The organism is Mycobacterium sp. TH-M116 (genome assembly GCF_057473685.1).
The window spans coordinates 1-15,138 of record NZ_JBYCLC010000235.1 but is presented as its reverse complement, the minus strand read 5'-3'; the positions used below and the strand labels follow the sequence as shown (position 1 = coordinate 15,138).

The 15,138-nt window shown below is 67.7% G+C and carries 17 protein-coding genes; 7 read left to right on the top strand and 10 right to left on the bottom strand.

What is annotated here, in order from left to right; all coding sequences use genetic code 11:
- Positions 1 to 53 precede the first annotated feature (53 nt).
- Positions 54 to 722, top strand: a complete 669-nt coding sequence (phoU, locus tag AC2VOK_RS11775; protein WP_428900621.1) for a phosphate signaling complex protein PhoU — start codon at positions 54 to 56, stop codon at positions 720 to 722.
- A gap of 3 nt (positions 723 to 725) precedes the next feature.
- Here phoU and pstB read toward each other — a convergent pair whose 3' ends face one another.
- The 5 genes from pstB to AC2VOK_RS11750 all read right to left on the bottom strand — a co-directional run bounded on the left by pstB (position 726) and on the right by AC2VOK_RS11750 (position 5,496).
- Positions 726 to 1,502, bottom strand: a complete 777-nt coding sequence (pstB, locus tag AC2VOK_RS11770; RefSeq protein ID WP_428900620.1) for a phosphate ABC transporter ATP-binding protein PstB — start codon at positions 1,500 to 1,502, stop codon at positions 726 to 728.
- Entirely contained in the window at positions 1,503 to 2,429 is a 927-nt protein-coding gene (gene pstA, locus AC2VOK_RS11765) for a phosphate ABC transporter permease PstA (RefSeq protein WP_428900619.1), read from the bottom strand.
- Positions 2,426 to 3,517, bottom strand: coding sequence for a phosphate ABC transporter permease subunit PstC (pstC, locus tag AC2VOK_RS11760; RefSeq protein WP_428900637.1), 1,092 nt, complete (start codon positions 3,515 to 3,517; stop codon positions 2,426 to 2,428). Before pstC ends, pstA begins: the two co-directional genes overlap by 4 nt.
- 285 nt (positions 3,518 to 3,802) lie before the next feature.
- Complete coding sequence (mshD, locus tag AC2VOK_RS11755; RefSeq protein WP_428900618.1) at positions 3,803 to 4,729, bottom strand: mycothiol synthase; 927 nt, start codon at positions 4,727 to 4,729, stop codon at positions 3,803 to 3,805.
- A complete protein-coding gene (locus AC2VOK_RS11750) occupies positions 4,726 to 5,496 on the bottom strand; it encodes a winged helix-turn-helix transcriptional regulator (RefSeq protein WP_428900636.1) in 771 nt (256 codons plus the stop codon). Before AC2VOK_RS11750 ends, mshD begins: the two co-directional genes overlap by 4 nt.
- A 203-nt stretch (positions 5,497 to 5,699) precedes the next feature.
- Between AC2VOK_RS11750 and lmeA the strand changes: the two genes are divergently transcribed.
- The 3 genes from lmeA to AC2VOK_RS11735 all read left to right on the top strand — a co-directional run bounded on the left by lmeA (position 5,700) and on the right by AC2VOK_RS11735 (position 7,704).
- Positions 5,700 to 6,503 carry a mannan chain length control protein LmeA gene (gene lmeA / locus AC2VOK_RS11745; RefSeq protein ID WP_428900617.1) on the top strand — a complete coding sequence of 268 codons (804 nt, stop codon included), beginning with the start codon at positions 5,700 to 5,702 and terminating at the stop codon, positions 6,501 to 6,503.
- A 137-nt stretch (positions 6,504 to 6,640) separates the two neighbouring features.
- Positions 6,641 to 6,754: an Ms5788A family Cys-rich leader peptide gene (locus AC2VOK_RS11740; RefSeq protein ID WP_428900635.1), complete on the top strand. Its 114-nt coding sequence runs from the start codon at positions 6,641 to 6,643 to the stop codon at positions 6,752 to 6,754.
- 341 nt (positions 6,755 to 7,095) lie between these two features.
- A complete protein-coding gene (locus tag AC2VOK_RS11735; RefSeq protein ID WP_428900634.1) occupies positions 7,096 to 7,704 on the top strand; it encodes a heme-binding beta-barrel domain-containing protein in 609 nt (202 codons plus the stop codon).
- Between the two features lie 278 nt (positions 7,705 to 7,982).
- Here AC2VOK_RS11735 and AC2VOK_RS11730 read toward each other — a convergent pair whose 3' ends face one another.
- The gene (locus AC2VOK_RS11730; protein WP_428900616.1) at positions 7,983 to 8,864 is read right to left on the bottom strand and encodes an aminodeoxychorismate lyase; all 882 of its coding nucleotides are present in this window, start codon (positions 8,862 to 8,864) and stop codon (positions 7,983 to 7,985) included.
- Between the two features lie 188 nt (positions 8,865 to 9,052).
- Between AC2VOK_RS11730 and csoR the strand changes: the two genes are divergently transcribed.
- The 3 genes from csoR to AC2VOK_RS11715 all read left to right on the top strand — a co-directional run bounded on the left by csoR (position 9,053) and on the right by AC2VOK_RS11715 (position 10,958).
- Entirely contained in the window at positions 9,053 to 9,421 is a 369-nt protein-coding gene (gene csoR, locus AC2VOK_RS11725; RefSeq protein ID WP_428900615.1) for a copper-sensing transcriptional repressor CsoR, read from the top strand.
- Positions 9,422 to 9,526: 105 nt separating this feature from the next.
- The gene (ygfZ, locus tag AC2VOK_RS11720) at positions 9,527 to 10,621 is read left to right on the top strand and encodes a CAF17-like 4Fe-4S cluster assembly/insertion protein YgfZ (RefSeq protein ID WP_428900614.1); all 1,095 of its coding nucleotides are present in this window, start codon (positions 9,527 to 9,529) and stop codon (positions 10,619 to 10,621) included.
- A 145-nt stretch (positions 10,622 to 10,766) separates the two neighbouring features.
- Positions 10,767 to 10,958, top strand: a complete 192-nt coding sequence (locus tag AC2VOK_RS11715) for a DUF3073 domain-containing protein (protein ID WP_421530175.1) — start codon at positions 10,767 to 10,769, stop codon at positions 10,956 to 10,958.
- 63 nt (positions 10,959 to 11,021) lie between these two features.
- On the opposite strand, the gene purM is transcribed toward AC2VOK_RS11715, so the two are convergent.
- The 4 genes from purM to AC2VOK_RS11695 all read right to left on the bottom strand — a co-directional run bounded on the left by purM (position 11,022) and on the right by AC2VOK_RS11695 (position 14,893).
- Positions 11,022 to 12,113 (bottom strand): phosphoribosylformylglycinamidine cyclo-ligase, encoded by a 1,092-nt coding sequence (gene purM, locus AC2VOK_RS11710; protein WP_421530174.1) that lies wholly within the window; start codon positions 12,111 to 12,113, stop codon positions 11,022 to 11,024.
- Between the two features lie 74 nt (positions 12,114 to 12,187).
- Positions 12,188 to 13,723: an amidophosphoribosyltransferase gene (purF, locus tag AC2VOK_RS11705; protein ID WP_428900613.1), complete on the bottom strand. Its 1,536-nt coding sequence runs from the start codon at positions 13,721 to 13,723 to the stop codon at positions 12,188 to 12,190.
- Between the two features lie 137 nt (positions 13,724 to 13,860).
- A complete protein-coding gene (locus tag AC2VOK_RS11700) occupies positions 13,861 to 14,250 on the bottom strand; it encodes a sterol carrier family protein (protein ID WP_428900612.1) in 390 nt (129 codons plus the stop codon).
- Positions 14,251 to 14,353: 103 nt separating this feature from the next.
- On the bottom strand, positions 14,354 to 14,893 hold the full coding sequence (locus AC2VOK_RS11695) for a PE/PPE C-terminal domain-containing protein (RefSeq protein WP_428900611.1): 540 nt from the start codon (positions 14,891 to 14,893) through the stop codon (positions 14,354 to 14,356).
- Between the last annotated feature and the right edge of the window lie 245 nt (positions 14,894 to 15,138).

Here is a 15,138-nt window from a genome sequence, read left to right as displayed (position 1 = left end):
ATGCGGTGAGCGTCTGCTCGCCGTTTCCCCCGCCAAGAACGTAAGCTTGGCAGATGCGGACCGCCTACCATGAGCAGCTTGCGGGCTTGTCCGACCAGCTCGGCGAGATGTGCGGACTGGCGGGTGTTGCCATGGAGTGCGCCACCCAGGCCCTGCTGCAGGCCGACCTCGTGCTGGCCGAACAGGTGATCTCCGACCACGAGCAGATCGCGGCGATGAGCGCCCGCGCCGAGGAGAGCGCCTTCGTGCTGCTGGCGTTGCAAGCACCGGTGGCGGGCGATCTCAGGTCGATCGTGAGCGCCATCCAGATGGTCGCCGACATCGACCGGATGGGCGCGCTGGCCCTGCACGTCGCCAAGATCGCCCGCCGGCGGCATCCACAGCACGCGCTGCCAGAGGAGGTCAACGGATACTTCGCCGAAATGGGACGGCTCGCAGTTGATTTGGGCAACAGCGCCCAAGAGGTGGTACTGTCCCGCGATCCGGAGAAAGCCGCCCGCATCCGTGAAGAAGACGACGCCATGGACGATCTGCACCGCCACCTGTTCTCGGTGCTGATGGACCGCAAATGGAAGTACGGTGTGGCCGCGGCCGTCGACGTGACGCTGCTGGGCAGGTTCTACGAGCGTTTTGCCGACCACGCGGTCGAGGTGGCGCGGCGCGTCATCTTCCAGGCGACCGGCAGCCTCCCCGACGAGGAACCGAAAGCCTCCTCCGACTAGACCTCAGCCGAAGCGTCCGGAGATGTAGTCCTCGGTGGCCTTCTCGCTCGGGTTGGAGAAAATCTTTTCCGTGGCGTCGATCTCGACGAGCCGGCCGGGCTGGCCGGTGGCTTCCAGATTGAAGAACGCCGTCAGGTCGCTGACCCGGGCGGCCTGCTGCATGTTGTGGGTGACGATGACGATCGTGTAGTCCTGCTTCAACTCACTGATCAGGTCTTCGACGGCCATCGTCGAGATCGGGTCCAGCGCCGAACACGGTTCGTCCATCAGCAACACGTCAGGCTGCACGGCGATGGCGCGCGCGATGCACAGGCGCTGCTGCTGACCGCCGGACAGTCCACCGCCGGGCGTGTTCAACCGGTCCTTGACCTCGTCCCACAGGTTCGCGCCGCGCAGCGAGTGTTCGGCCACTTCGTCGAGCACCTTGCGGTTGCGGACACCTTGCAGCTTCAGGCCCGCCACAACGTTGTTGCGAATCGACATGGCAGGGAAAGGATTCGGGCGCTGGAACACCATCCCGATCGCCCGGCGCACGCCGACCGGGTCGACACCCGGGCCGTAGATGTCCTCGTCGTCGAGCAGCACCTCGCCCTCGACACGGCCACCGGGAACCACTTCGTGCATCCGGTTCAGTGCGCGCAGCACGGTCGTCTTGCCGCAGCCGGACGGGCCGATGAACGCCGTCACGCTGCGGGGCAGAACCGACAGCGTCACATCCGCGACGGCCTGAAACGACCCGTAATAGATATCGACGCTCTTGAGGTCCAATCGCTTGGCCACCTAGTGCTCCTGCCTTGACTTTCCGGGGGCGAACATTTTCGAGATCACCCTGGCCCCGACGTTGATGACGGCGATCACCAGGATGAGGGTCAGGGCGGCACCCCACAACCGATCGGTGGGCACCGGGTCGACGCCCGCGCCCGCCGACGCCTGTTTGTAGATCATGCCCGGAAGCGACCCGATGAACCCATGGAAGATGTCCAGTCCCATCGACTGCGAATAGCCGACCAGGATCAGCAACGGGGCCGTCTCCCCCAGCACTCTGGCCACCGCGAGCATGATGCCCGTGATGATGCCGGACAGCCCGGTGGGAATCACAATCCGGGCGATGGTCTTCCACTTCGGGATGCCCAGCGCGTAGCCGGCCTCGCGCAGATCCACCGGCACGATGCGCAGCATCTCCTCGGTGGCACGCACGATGACCGGCAGCATCAGCAGCACCAGTGCCAGCGACACCGCGAACTCGGAGCGGGAAATGCCGAACGTCACCACCCCCAACGTGTAGATGAACAACGCTGCCACGATCGAGGGCACCCCGGACAGGATGTCCACCATGAACGACGCCACCCTGCCCAGTGCCGTACCGCCCCCGTACTCGACCAGGTAGATCGCCACCATGATGCTGATCGGAACGGAGATGACCACGCATACCAGTCCCTGCAACAGCGTGCCGAGTATCGCCTGGTAGGCGCCGCCCCCGGCCACGAATTCCTTCATACCCGCCTGCGAGTGCGTCCACCACGCGGCCGACGCAATCGCCCGATACCCCTTGGAGATCACCGAGAGAAGTACGTAGACCAGTGGCGCCAGGGCGATGACCATCGACGCCGTCACGAACGCGGTGGCGAGGTTGTTCACAACTCGACGACGTGGACCGAGGCCGGGGAACGTCCGGGCCTTGAGCGGTCGGTCCAGGATCGAGGTCATCGGCCGCTTCTTCTGCGCCCGATTCCCGCGACCGCGCCGCGCGCGAGGGCGACGATCAGGAAGGTGATCCCGAAGAGGACGAGCCCGGCGGCGATATAGGCACCAGCCCGGTACGGGTCATCCAGATCCGACGCGGCACCGGCGATCTTGGTCGCGAAGGTGGAGCCGCCATCGAACAATGACCAGCCGAACACGGTCCGGGTTGCCCGCAGGATGACCAACAGCGCCATCGTCTCACCAAGGGCACGACCCAGGCCCAGCATCGCGCCGCTGACATATCCGGACCGCCCGAACGGCAGTACGGTCGTCCTGACCACTTCCCAGCGGGTGGCGCCCAGCGCCAGCGCGGCCTCGATCTGGTCGAAGGGCGTCTGGACGAATACCTCGCGGGTGACCGCGGTGGTGATCGGCAGGATCATCACCGCCAGCACGAGGCCGCCGGTCAAGACGGTGCCGCCCGCGGTCACCGAGGTGTTCCCGTCGGCGAAGAGAAAGCACCAGCCCAAGGCGTGATTCAGCCAGGACGCGATGGGCCGCACGTGCGGCGCCAGCACATGCAGACCCCACACGCCATAGATCACCGAGGGCACCGCGGCCAGCAGATCGACCGCATACGCCAACGGACCGGCAATCGGGCGCGGGGCGTACTGCGTGATGAACAACGCCACGCCAAGGGCGACGGGCATGGCAAGCACCAGCGCGAACAGCGACACGAAGATGGTGACCTGCAACAGGCCGAGTATCCCGAAGTGCATCGCCGAGGTGTCGGTCATGACCCAGGGGCCGCCGTAGGTGAAGAAGTTCTCCTGGTCGCGCTTGAGCGCCGGGACGGCGCGCATCAGCAGGAAACCGCCGATCGCGACGATCAGCACGACCACCAGCGCGCCCGAAGCCTGCGCGAGCCGGCGAAACACCCTGTCCCCGAACCGTGGTTGCCCCTGGCCCCATGGGCTGATCGGCACCATCGGGACCTCGGGGAAGGGCGCGGCCACGACCGCGCCCGAACCCGCGTCGGCCGGGTTCGGATTCGTCACTGTGATCCCGTCACAGTCGCGTTGTCGCTCCTTGCACCCAATTGACCACTGCATGGCGTTGATCGCGGTGACCATTCGTTCCTCGACTCTATCGGGCAGCGGAACACAGCCGGCAGATGTCCAGAGCTGTCTGCGCATTGGTGGCGGCCACGGCTCACCGATCTCGCTTTCTGAGCCATCGCGGGCTCATCCGGGCGGTCCTGAACCGGGCCGACCGTGCTCCAGCGCAGCGTGCTGAGCCCAAGCGAAAATATGCGCTTGCGCGGGCTGCGGAACCGTCTACGCGGTGAAATTGCCTTGAACACTCGACCACCACGCCACTGCTGCCTGCGATTTCGCTCAACTGGCGGTGCGCGGGACCGCGTATGCGGTGTCAACGCTGTACCGGGTGAAGCCCAGGCGTTCATAGGTTCGCACTGCGGCGACGTTGTCCGCCTCCACGTACAGCATCACTGTCGGGTCGGCCGAGCCGGCCAGCCGGCGTGCCAGCGACTCGATGCCGATCGCCGTCAGAACCTGTCCGATGCCGCGGCGCTGCGCGGCCGGGTCGACACCGAGCACGTAGACCTCACCCAGACCCGGTTGGTCTTCATGCACCTTGGTCCAGTGGAAGCCCACCAAACGGCCGGTCTCGTCGCCGGTCGAGTCGCGGAACGCCAGGAACAGGCCCGCCGGGTCGAACCAGGGTTCGGCGCGCCGCTCCGCGAGGTCGGCCGCGGTCCATCCACCCTGTTCGGGATGTTCGGCGAACGCAGCGTTGTTGACGCGCAACAGTTCGGCGTCGTCGCCCGGACCCGCGTAGGTACGGATCCGCGTCCCGCCGGCGGGTTTCACCGGGGGGGTGCCGAGCAGTGAGCGGCGCATCTGGACGAGTTCACGCACGGCTACCAGGTTCAGCGCAGACGCCGTCGCCCGAGCCGCCTCCAGGGTGCCGTGCGCCCAGAAACGGTTGCGACCGTGGGCCTTTGCCATCGCCGCCCGAATCATTGCCGCGCCGATACCGCCTCGGCGGGCCTGCGGGTGGACCACGAGTTCGGCCATCCCGACGTCGCCCTCGCGTGGCGGGCTGAGGTTGAGGTAGCCGAGGATCGCGTTGTCCGACGATTCGGAAACCAGCAGGTGGTCGGTGCGGTCGCGCCCGAGTTCGCGCAGCACCTGTTCGCCGACAGGCGCGACGCCGTCGAACTCTGTTGCCGCCGCAACTAGTTGGCGCACGTGCCGCTGCTCGTCGGCGGTCAGCACGGAGCGCCAGCGCGAGGGGTTCACGGACTGCGCGCAGGGTCGCCCAGCGGGCCTGGCAGCTCCCCGGCCTGGGGCCCGGCATCCCCGGAGCCGTCGGATTCGGCCACGGGTGACCGGCCGCGCGAGGGCCGCACGGCCTTGTAGCCGACGTTACGGACCGTGCCGATCAGCGCCTCGTGTTCGGGACCGAGCTTGGCACGCAACCGACGCACGTGCACGTCGACGGTGCGTGTACCGCCGAAGAAGTCGTAGCCCCACACTTCGTGCAGCAGCTGCGCACGGGTGAATACCCTGCCGGCGTGTTGAGCCAGATACTTGAGCAACTCGAATTCTTTGTACGTGAGGTCGAGCGGCCGGCCGCGCAGCCGCGCGGTGTAGGTGCCTTCATCGATCACCAGCTCGCCGAGGCTCACCTTGCCCGCGCCCTCCTGCTCGGCCAGGCCGGCGCGGCGCCCGACCACCAGCCGAAGCCTGGCGTCGATTTCGGCGGGTCCCGTGCTGGGTAGCAGGATCTCGTCGAGCCCCCAGTCCGCGTTGACCGCCACCAGGCCACCTTCGGTGACCACGGCCACGATCGGGGTCGAGCGGCCGGCCGTGTTCAAGAGGCGGCAAAGACCACGCGCCGCCGACAGGTCGGTGCGCGCGTCGACCAGCACGGCGTCCGCCATTCCGGCATCCAGCAGGGAGGACGGTTCCGGCGGGGCCGTCCGCACGTTGTGGGAAAGCAGCGACAACGACGGCAGGACGGGGTCGGGGTGCAGTTCCGAAGTCAGCAGTAGTAGCTCCAACAAGCCCCTCCAGCCCATGGGAAATGCATTCCCCAATGCGGGACGCGACGTCGCGTTAGTTGCCAGGTCATCCAACGATAACGTGCCGCCTGACAATCGGCCCCGGAATATGGGCCGCCGGAGCGACTGTGACCAAGCGCTCGCGACGGTGTGAGGTGCCGGGCAGACGTACCTCGCGGCAAACGCGGCGCCGGCTCGGCCACAATATGCGGGTGCGCAAGGTTCTGATCGTTCTGACCGTTGCGGTGATCGCGGTGGCCGTAGGCGCCGTCGGCGTCGACTACGCAACGAGCATCTACGCCGAGTACCGGCTGTCGACGACCGTGCGCAAAGTGGCCAAGCTGGGCTCGGACCCGTTCGTGGCCATCCTGGCCTTCCCGTTCATCCCCCAGGCGATGCGCCGGCATTACAACGAGTTGGAGATCAAGGCCAACGCGGTCGACCATGCTTTGACCGGCAAGGCCACCCTCGAGGCCACCATGCACTCGATCGATCTGACCTACGCGTCGTGGCTGATCAGGCCCCAGGCGAAGCTCCCGGTGGGCGAGCTGGAGAGCCGCATCATCATCGACTCCGTGCACCTGGGCCGCTACCTGGGCATCAGCGACCTGATGGTCGACGCACCGCCACGGGAAACCAACGATGCGACCGGTGGGACCACCGAATCCGGCATCTCCGGCAGCCACGGCCTGGTGTTCACCGGCACGCCGAAATCCGCCGGCTTCGATCACCGGGTCAGCGTCTCGGTCGACCTGTCCATGGCGCCCGACGACCAGGCGACCCTGGTGTTCACTCCCACCGGGGTGCTCACCGGACCCGACACGGCGAATCAACCGGTCCCGGACGACAAGCGCGAGGTGGTGCTGCACGCGTTCAGCACCACCCTGCCCGGCCAGCGGCTGCCGTTCGGTGTGGCACCGCACACCGTCGGGGCGCGTGGTTCAGACGTCATCATCGAAGGCATCAGCTACGGAGTGACCGTCACCCTGGACGATTTCCGGCAATCGTGACCCGGCGCTTGTGACCCACGCCGATCCGCGCCTGTCCCGCAGGGGCTGCCGGTCGTGCACTTCAGCGCCCCGGGGTGCGGACCGGGCGATAGGGTTCGCCGGGTGGTCGGCCAGGAACCGCTGCCGGTTTGACGACCATGCCGTTGGGTGCGCTCATCGGCGTGTCAGCCCGCCTCGAGCCCATGCTCACCAAGCGTCGCGCCGTCGATCTGTGCCGCATCGCCGGCTGTTGCTGTTGCTTTAGCTGCTGAGTAGCCGCGCTTCCGGGCGCACCCCGCAACAACCGCGAAGTGGCCGCATCGAGTGTGAACTCACGGCTTTCACTGTGAACACAGGGCGCGGCTGCTCGGCGTGTCACCGCCCGGGATTCACACCCGATGCGGGAGGCGCCGCGGGAGGGGCCGCGGCGCGCGTCGTCGCCGAATAGACTGGTGTGCGTGGTGCTGTTCTTCGAGATCATCTTGGTGCTGACGGTCGTGGTCATCTCCTGGTTCGCGCTGTACACGCTGTACCGACTGATCACCGATGAGTCGTGAGCTCCTCTGACGACAACGCCGACGGACCGGCAGGTGCGGCCTCCGGCGACCGTGCCATGGCTGTCGCTGCCGAACGTGCCAAGGTGACGGCGGCGCGCAACATTCCGGCGTTCGACGACCTGCCGCTGCCGACCGACACCGCGAACCTTCGTGAAGGCGCGAACCTCAACGACGCACTGCTGGCGCTGCTTCCGCTGGTCGGTGTGTGGCGCGGGGAAGGCGAAGGCCGCGCACATGACGGGGACTACCGGTTCGGCCAGCAGATCGTGGTCTCACACGACGGCGGCGACTACCTGAATTGGGAGGCGCGGTCCTGGCGGCTCAGCGCAACGGGCGGCTACCAGAAACCCGGGTTGCGCGAGACGGGTTTCTGGCGTTTCGTCGACGACCCCGACGACCCCAGCGAGTCGCAGGCCATCGAGCTGCTGCTGGCTCACTCCGTCGGATACGTCGAGTTGTTCTACGGACGGCCACGCAACCAGTCCTCGTGGGAACTTGCGACGGATGCCCTGGCACGCAGTCGGTCCGGGGTGCTCGTCGGTGGCGCCAAGCGCCTCTACGGCATCGTCGAAGGAGGCGACCTGGCCTACGTCGAGGAACGAGTGGATGCCGACGGCGGACTGGTGCCGCATCTGTCGGCGCGCCTGTCTCGGTTTGCCGGATAGCGCCACGCCGGGGTCCTTGAGGGGATCACGTCCGGTCCAGACATGGAGCGGCCCCCGAGCAAAGCTCCTGGCCGGACAAGACCGGGCACTCGGGGGCCGGGTGACTGCGGGGGATTCGCCAGCGCGCATTGGCCGCCGGCTCTTCTCTACCGAGCCGATGCTGCTAGCGCGCAGCCACCTCACATGTCCATGAAGCTATCAATTTCGCGGACCACCTCCTTTCTTGTGTATCGCCGACCGTACCTGCAAATCGACGATCCAACAACAGAATTCACTTCTCAGCGATCGCTGGCGACAGCCGCGTCGATCAGGCCCGCGAATTCTGCGGTCATCGCTGACCGCGGTAGCGGGCGGCCGTCGAGAGTGTGCACGCGGGCGGCCAGAGTCATGCTCGAAACCAACCAAACCCCTTGGGCAGCAAACAGATCCGCGATGCGCAAGGCGCGGTAGTCGCAGTCGTACCCCTTGGACCGGGCCACCTCGAAGAGTGCTTGCTGGGTGGTGCCGCGCAGGATCGGGTACCACGGCGGCGGTGTGAGCAGGCAGGGGGTCTCCGCACCGGACTGCGTGGCGATGACCACAGTTGAACGCGGGCCTTCCAGTACGTAGCCCTCGGAGCTGACGAACACGACGTCACCGGCACCCTGCCGCGCGGCGTGGCGCAGCGCAGCCATGTTGACCGCGTAGGACAGCGTCTTGGCCCCGGCCAGCAGCCAGGGCATCGTGTCGATACCGAGGGCGGGTAATCCGCGCGCCAGCGTGATCGCCGCCACGCCGTCGCGCCGAACGGCCGCGGCTCGCGCCGGGACGCTGTTGACCATCACGTAGGCGGTGGGCGCCGAGCCGCTCTCGCGCCCGCGGCTGTAGATCAAGCGCAGTGCACCCTCGTCGTCGGTGCCGGCCATCCACCGGCGCGTGGCCACGTCGATCGCGCTCCGCCAGCTCGCGAGGTCCGGCGGCGGCAAGTCCAGCATCTTGGCCGACTGGGTCAGCCGCTGGAGATGCGGCGCGACCAGACAGGCTCGGCCGTCGCGGATCAACAGTGTCTCGAAGGCGCCGTCGCCGCGGACCGCCGCGAGCTCGTCGGCGTACAGCAGCGGCGTCCCGGGCGGATGGATGTTGCCGTCCAGTGTGACGACGACACCCGCCTGGCCTGTCATGAAGCAGCAGCCTAGCGACGATCACACGACTGGCGAAGCAGGGCGCAGCGGGGACGTCCCTCGATAATCCCACCCGGGGTGGGGTGGTCCATGGGAGGACTAACATCGATTCTCGAGGATTTCCGAAAGTATCCGCTCGGCGGTCACGTCGCCGGGCGTCTCCGCCCGAAAGGGGATCAGCGAGGCCGATGGGAGCCAGGGACGACGAGTTGACGTCGAAGAAGCGCGAAGCGCTGAACCGCCTCAAGACCGTACGAGGACATCTCGATGGGATCATCCGGATGCTGGAGTCAGACGCCTACTGCGTGGACGTGATGAAGCAGATCTCGGCCGTCCAGTCGTCGTTGGAGCGCACAAACCGCGTGATGCTGCACAACCACTTGGAGACCTGCTTCTCGGCCGCGGTGCGCGACGAGCGCGGGCCGGCGGCCATCGAGGAACTGATCGACGCGCTGAAGTTCACGCCGGCGCTCACCGGCCCGCAGTCCCAACTCAACGGCGCTGCGGTCGGTGAACCGACCGACGATGGGCCGCTCCCCGCGGCGAGCACGGTATGACGTTGCTGTTCGTCCGTCACGCCATTACACCGACCGCGTCCGTAGAGTTGACCTCGACTGCGCCGGCGGCGAAGCAGCGCGAGGCGATGAGAAGGAGCGGCGCACATGACTGCAGTCCCCGCACCCGACACCGGGCCCGACACAGGTGCCATCTGGCATTACGGTGATCCGCTGGGCGAGCAGCGCGCGGCGGCGAACGACGCGGTCCTGGTGGATCGCTCGCACCGGGCCGTGCTCGTCCTGACCGGGGGTGACCGGCAGAGTTGGCTGCACAACATCTCCACCCAGCACATCAGCGACCTTCCCGAGGGTGCCAGCACACAGAATCTCAGCCTGGACGGTCAGGGCCGCGTCGAAGACCACTGGATTCAGACCGAATCGGGCGGCGCGACCTACCTCGACACCGAGCCGTGGCGGGGCGAACCGCTGCTGGGATACCTGCGCAGGATGGTGTTCTGGTCCGACGTCACGCCGGGCAACGCAGACATGGCGGTGCTGTCGCTGCTCGGGCCCCGGCTCGCAGACGCGGTCGTGCTCGACGCCCTGGGACTGGATGCTTTGCCCGCCGAGATGGCCGCCGCGCCGCTCGCCGGCGGAGGATTCGTGCGACGGATGCCCGACGGCGCCGGCGGCGCACTGGAACTGGACCTGCTGGTCCCGCGAGGTCAGTCAACCGAGTGGAAAGACCGCCTGGCCCGGGCGGGCGTGCGCGCGGCCGGGGTGTGGGCCTACGAAGCCCACCGAGTCACGGCGCTGCGGCCCCGACTCGGGGTCGACACCGACGAGCGCACCATCCCCCACGAGGTGGGCTGGATCGGCGGGCACGGCGAGGGTGCCGTCCACCTGGACAAGGGCTGCTATCGCGGGCAGGAAACCGTTGCGCGGGTGCACAACCTCGGCAAACCGCCCCGGATGCTGGTGTTACTACACCTCGACGGCTCGGTGGACCGGCCCGCGACCGCCGATGCGGTGCTGGCCGGCGGTCGCGCCGTCGGCCGCCTCGGCACCGTGGTCGAGCACGTGGATCTCGGGCCGGTAGCGCTGGCACTGCTCAAGCGCGGGCTGCCGGTGGACGTCGAATTGGCGACCGGACCGGAGGCCAGGGTTGCTGCGTCGATCGATGCCGATTCTCTTCCGGTCCCAGAGCAGATCGGTGCGGGACGGCTGGCCGTTGAACGATTGCGGGGCGGTGCGCGATGATGATCTTCGACGTCCGCCACCGCGGGCGGGGGCGCCGACGCCCTACCAGTGGGCACGGTAAACTGTCGGCAGGACAATAACGACACCAGAGATCGGAGCCGCCTACTTGTTAGGCCGCTCCGTTATTGCGCGAGGGGGTTCCCCCATGGGCCGCGGCCGGGCTAAGGCAAAGCAGACCAAGGTTGCTCGAGAACTGAAGTACAGCTCCCCGCAGACCGACTTCCAGCGGCTTCAGCGCGAGTTGTCGGGAACGGAAGCTGACGAGATCGACGACTCGACCGATCTGGACGGCGGCCCCGACAACTCGTGGGACGTCGAGGACGACTGGCGCCGCTAGAACGCGCAGATATCCGTGCCGATTCACTCCGTATCGGCACGGTTTCCTTTCGTTGAAGCGTTGTCAGAATCTCGGGTGTTGCCCGACGAGCTTTGCCCGCGGGCCTTTCTTGCCCTTGCACACGGTGCCCAGGACCCAGCAGTCCAGGTGCCGCGCGGTCAGTATGGCCAGGGCACGGTCGGTGTCTTCTGCGGCCACGATGGCGATCATGCCGACGCCCATGTTGAACGTCTTCTCCATCTCCTCACGGTCGACGCGGCCACGCTGGGCGACCATCGCAAACACCGGCGCGGGTGTCCACGTACCCCGGTCGACCTCGGCGACCAGTCCACGGGGGATGACCCGCTGCAGGTTACCGGCCAGCCCGCCACCGGTGACGTGGCAGAACGTGCGGACTTGGGTTTCGGCGGCCAGGGCAAGGCAGTCCCTGGCGTAGATCAGGGTGGGCTCCAACAGCTCTTCGCCCAGGGTGCGGCCGAACTCCTCCACGTGACCGCCGAGCGGCATCCGATCGATCTCGAGCAGCACCGTGCGGGCCAGCGAGTAACCGTTGGAGTGCAAGCCGGAAGATCCCAGGGCGATGATCACGTCACCGGGTTTGACCCGGTCGGGACCCAACACGTCGTCGGCCTCGACCACGCCGACGCCGGTGGCCGAGATGTCGTAGTGGTCGGGCTCCATGAGGCCGGGATGCTCGGCCGTCTCCCCTCCCAGCAGCGCGCAACCGGCGCGCACACACCCCTCGGCGATACCGCTGACGATCGCGGCCAGTCGTTCCGGCACGGTCCGGCCGACCGCGATGTAGTCCTGCAGGAACAGTGGCTCGGCGCCGCACACCACCAGGTCGTCGACCACCATCGCCACCAGATCGAGTCCGACCGTGTCGTGCTTGTCCATCGCCTGGGCGACCGCCAGCTTGGTCCCGACACCGTCGGTGGACGCCGCCAGGACAGGTTCGCGGTAGTCGCCCCGCAGGGCGAACAACCCGGCGAAACCGCCCAGCCCGCCGCGTACCTCCGGCCTGGTCGCCTTGGTCGCCAGCGGCTTGAACAAATCCACGGCGCGGTCACCGGCCTCGATGTCCACGCCGGCCGACGCGTAGGTGATGCCCTGACCGCCCGGTTGGTTGCCGGGACTTTTTCGGGGATCCGTCATCGCGATAAAGGGTACCGGGCGGCAGCGTCCGCCGGTATCGAACATCGTCGGAGCGGCGGCGGGCTACCAGCTCATCAGCGGCCGATCGACACATCCTCGGCGGCGGTGCCATCCAGCTCGGCGCCGCGCGCGGCGTTGGCCAGCATGTGTTCGACCACGTTCTTACCCAGCACCGTCTCGCCCGGCAGCTCTATCGGGTATTCGCCATTGAAGCAGGCTGTGCACAGTCGCGAGGCAGGCTGCTCGGAGGCGGCGACCAGGCCACGCAGCGAGACGTAACCCAACGTATCGGCGCCGATCGCGTGCCGCACCGCCTCGAGCATCTCGTCTTCATCTTCGACGGCGTTGGCGATCAACTCCGCCGGCGACGGAAAATCGATGCCGTAGAAGCAGGGCCATTTCACCGGCGGCGAGGCAATGCGAACGTGCACCTCGACGGCACCGGCCTCGCGCAACATCCGCAACAAGGCGCGCTGGGTGTTGCCCCGCACGATCGAGTCGTCGACGACGATGAGCCGCTTGCCGCGGATCACCTCGCGAAGTGGGTTGAGCTTGAGCCGGATGCCGAGCTGACGGATGGTCTGCGAGGGCTGGATGAAGGTGCGCCCGACATACGCGTTCTTCACTAGACCCTGCCCGTAGGGAATGCCGGATTCCTGGGCGTACCCGACGGCGGCGGGGGTTCCCGACTCCGGCACCCCGATCACCAGGTCGGCGTCAACCGGGGATTCCTGGGCAAGCCGACGACCGATATCCACCCGGGCGGCGTGCACTGTCCGCCCGGCGATCGTGCTGTCCGGCCGGGCCAGGTAGACGTATTCGAAGACGCAGCCCTTGGGTGTGGGGTTGGCGAAGCGCGTGGAGCGCACCCCGTCGGCGTCGATGGCCAGCAGTTCGCCCGGTTCGATGTCGCGGACGAACGAGGCACCGACGATGTCGAGTGCAGCAGTCTCGGAGGCCACCACCCAGCCGCGGTCCAGCCGTCCGAGCGAAAGCGGACGCACCCCGTGCGGGTCGCGGCAGGCGTAGAGGGTGTTCTCGTCCATGAACGTCAGGCAGAACGCGCCGCGCACCGTCGGCAGCAATTGCAGCGCCGCCTGTTCCAGAGTGGAATCGGCCGCGCCGTGCGCCAGCAGCGCGCCCAGGATGTCGGAGTCCGTCGTCGCCGGGGCGGGGGCGCGGCGGGCGATCAGGCCCGCGCCGCGGGCCCGTGCCGCAAGTTCGGCGGTGTTCACCAGATTCCCGTTGTGCCCCAGAGCAACTCCCGTGCCAGCCGCGGTGTTGCGGAAGACCGGCTGGGCGTTTTCCCAGGTGGTGTCCCCGGTGGTGGAGTAGCGGCAGTGCCCGATGGCCACGTGGCCGTGCATTGCCGCCAGGGTCTGCTCGTCGAAGACCTGGCTGACCAGCCCGAGGTCCTTGAAGACGATCACCTGAGATCCGTCGGCGACCGCGATGCCCGCGGCTTCCTGACCGCGATGTTGCAACGCATACAGGCCGTAGTAGGTGAGTTTTGCCACCTCTTCGCCCGGGGCCCACACGCCGAATACACCGCACTCTTCACGGGGCGAGCTGAAGTCCTGCTCGGGTGCATCTGTTCCAGCGACGGTCACGGTTCTGCGGCTCCCGGGGAACGGTGGGTGGCGTCTCGAAGTCTACGACCACACTGCATCGATGCCGAATCGGACAGCGCGTGTCGAGCGCCGAAAACTCCTCGCCACAACCATAAACCCACAGTTCAGAGTTATCGTCAGCGGACGTCGACCAAGGGAAACCAGTGCTCGATCTCACTCGCCCGCGACCCCGACGCGGTCAGCGTCCCCGCGGCCCTCGCCTGTTCGAGCCGCAGCAACCCGGTGACAAGCAAAAGCCACGTCCGCGGGTCGGTTTCCACGACGTTGGGCGGCGTGCCGCGGGTGTGCCGCGGCCCGGACACGCACTGCACCGCGACCCACGGCGGGATCCGGACCTCGACGCTGGAACCGGGCGCCACGGCGGCCAGGGTGCGCGCGCTGAGGCGCACCGCCGCCGCCAGCGCATCCCGGGCGGGCGTCGGATGCGATTCGTCGCGCAACCAGTCCGCGACGGCCAGCACCGCGGCCCGGGTGGCGGCCGGATCGGCTTTGTCACGGGCGGGCATATCTCAGGGTCTCAGAATTCGATCAGGGTCTCAGAATTCGACGCTGCCGACCGCAGTTGCACGCGGTGCCGTGCACCGTAGCCGCGGCGACGGCTCACCTCGGTCAGCGCGGCTGGCTTCCAGCCGGCGGCGGTTTCTGTATCACCACCACCGTGGGTTTGCGCTCTTCCTGTGCCGGGCCGGCGGCACCGGTATTGCGGCCACCGGCACTGCCGGCCCCGCCCATACCGCGCGCTGCCAAACTCGCCAGCGCCATCCCGCTCAGCAGGCCCGTGGCGTCACTGTCCACGACGGTCGGGTCCGCACCCGATCCGGCGCTGGGCAGCGCCTGGACAGCAAGCTGGATCTCCGGGGCGGCCGTGGTCCAGCTGTGCGGCACCGACAGCGTCCCGACCAATGACGCGTGGCCGACGCCCGCGGTCACAGGTGCGGCTTGCCCACCAGGTCCCCGGTCGGGGCCGGGCTCGGCAGCAGTCGCTCCGACTGTGCCCCCTTGCGTCGGCTGCAACCCGCCGCCATCCCCATAAAGGCCGCCGGGCCAGGGCCTGGCGGTATTCGTGATCGACAGGGCGAGGCTGCCGGTCCCGACGGCCGCGATGTAGAAAGCCACAAGGTCCAGTTCCCCTATCGGGGTTGGGATCACCTGGGCAGGGTTCGGGAGTTGCGGGCCAAGGCTCGATACGATACCCAAGAGTCCCGACGTGAACGGATCGGCGGGCGTGGACGGCGCGGGCATGCTGCCCGCTGGGAAACCTTGGGACAGCTGCGCCAACATTGCGTGTGCTTCCGTTGCGGCCCCCGTTTGGGTGACCACCGCGGCTTGCGCCGCCGGATCGGCGTTTGGCGTGGGTTGGGTGAACGGCGTCAGTCTCGACGAAGCCGCTGAGG

Coding starts and splice junctions, on each gene's coding strand:
- lmeA (WP_428900617.1), top strand. CDS start 5,700: ATGCGGGTGCGCAAGGTTCTGATCGTTCTGACCGTTGCGGTGATCGCG.
- purM (WP_421530174.1), bottom strand. CDS start 12,113: ATGACGGATCCCCGAAAAAGTCCCGGCAACCAACCGGGCGGTCAGGGC.
- AC2VOK_RS11735 (WP_428900634.1), top strand. CDS start 7,096: ATGGCTGTCGCTGCCGAACGTGCCAAGGTGACGGCGGCGCGCAACATT.
- ygfZ (WP_428900614.1), top strand. CDS start 9,527: ATGACTGCAGTCCCCGCACCCGACACCGGGCCCGACACAGGTGCCATC.
- AC2VOK_RS11700 (WP_428900612.1), bottom strand. CDS start 14,250: ATGCCCGCCCGTGACAAAGCCGATCCGGCCGCCACCCGGGCCGCGGTG.
- AC2VOK_RS11730 (WP_428900616.1), bottom strand. CDS start 8,864: ATGACAGGCCAGGCGGGTGTCGTCGTCACACTGGACGGCAACATCCAT.
- pstC (WP_428900637.1), bottom strand. CDS start 3,517: ATGCAGTGGTCAATTGGGTGCAAGGAGCGACAACGCGACTGTGACGGG.
- AC2VOK_RS11715 (WP_421530175.1), top strand. CDS start 10,767: ATGGGCCGCGGCCGGGCTAAGGCAAAGCAGACCAAGGTTGCTCGAGAA.
- phoU (WP_428900621.1), top strand. CDS start 54: ATGCGGACCGCCTACCATGAGCAGCTTGCGGGCTTGTCCGACCAGCTC.
- AC2VOK_RS11740 (WP_428900635.1), top strand. CDS start 6,641: ATGCCGTTGGGTGCGCTCATCGGCGTGTCAGCCCGCCTCGAGCCCATG.
- csoR (WP_428900615.1), top strand. CDS start 9,053: ATGGGAGCCAGGGACGACGAGTTGACGTCGAAGAAGCGCGAAGCGCTG.
- pstA (WP_428900619.1), bottom strand. CDS start 2,429: ATGACCTCGATCCTGGACCGACCGCTCAAGGCCCGGACGTTCCCCGGC.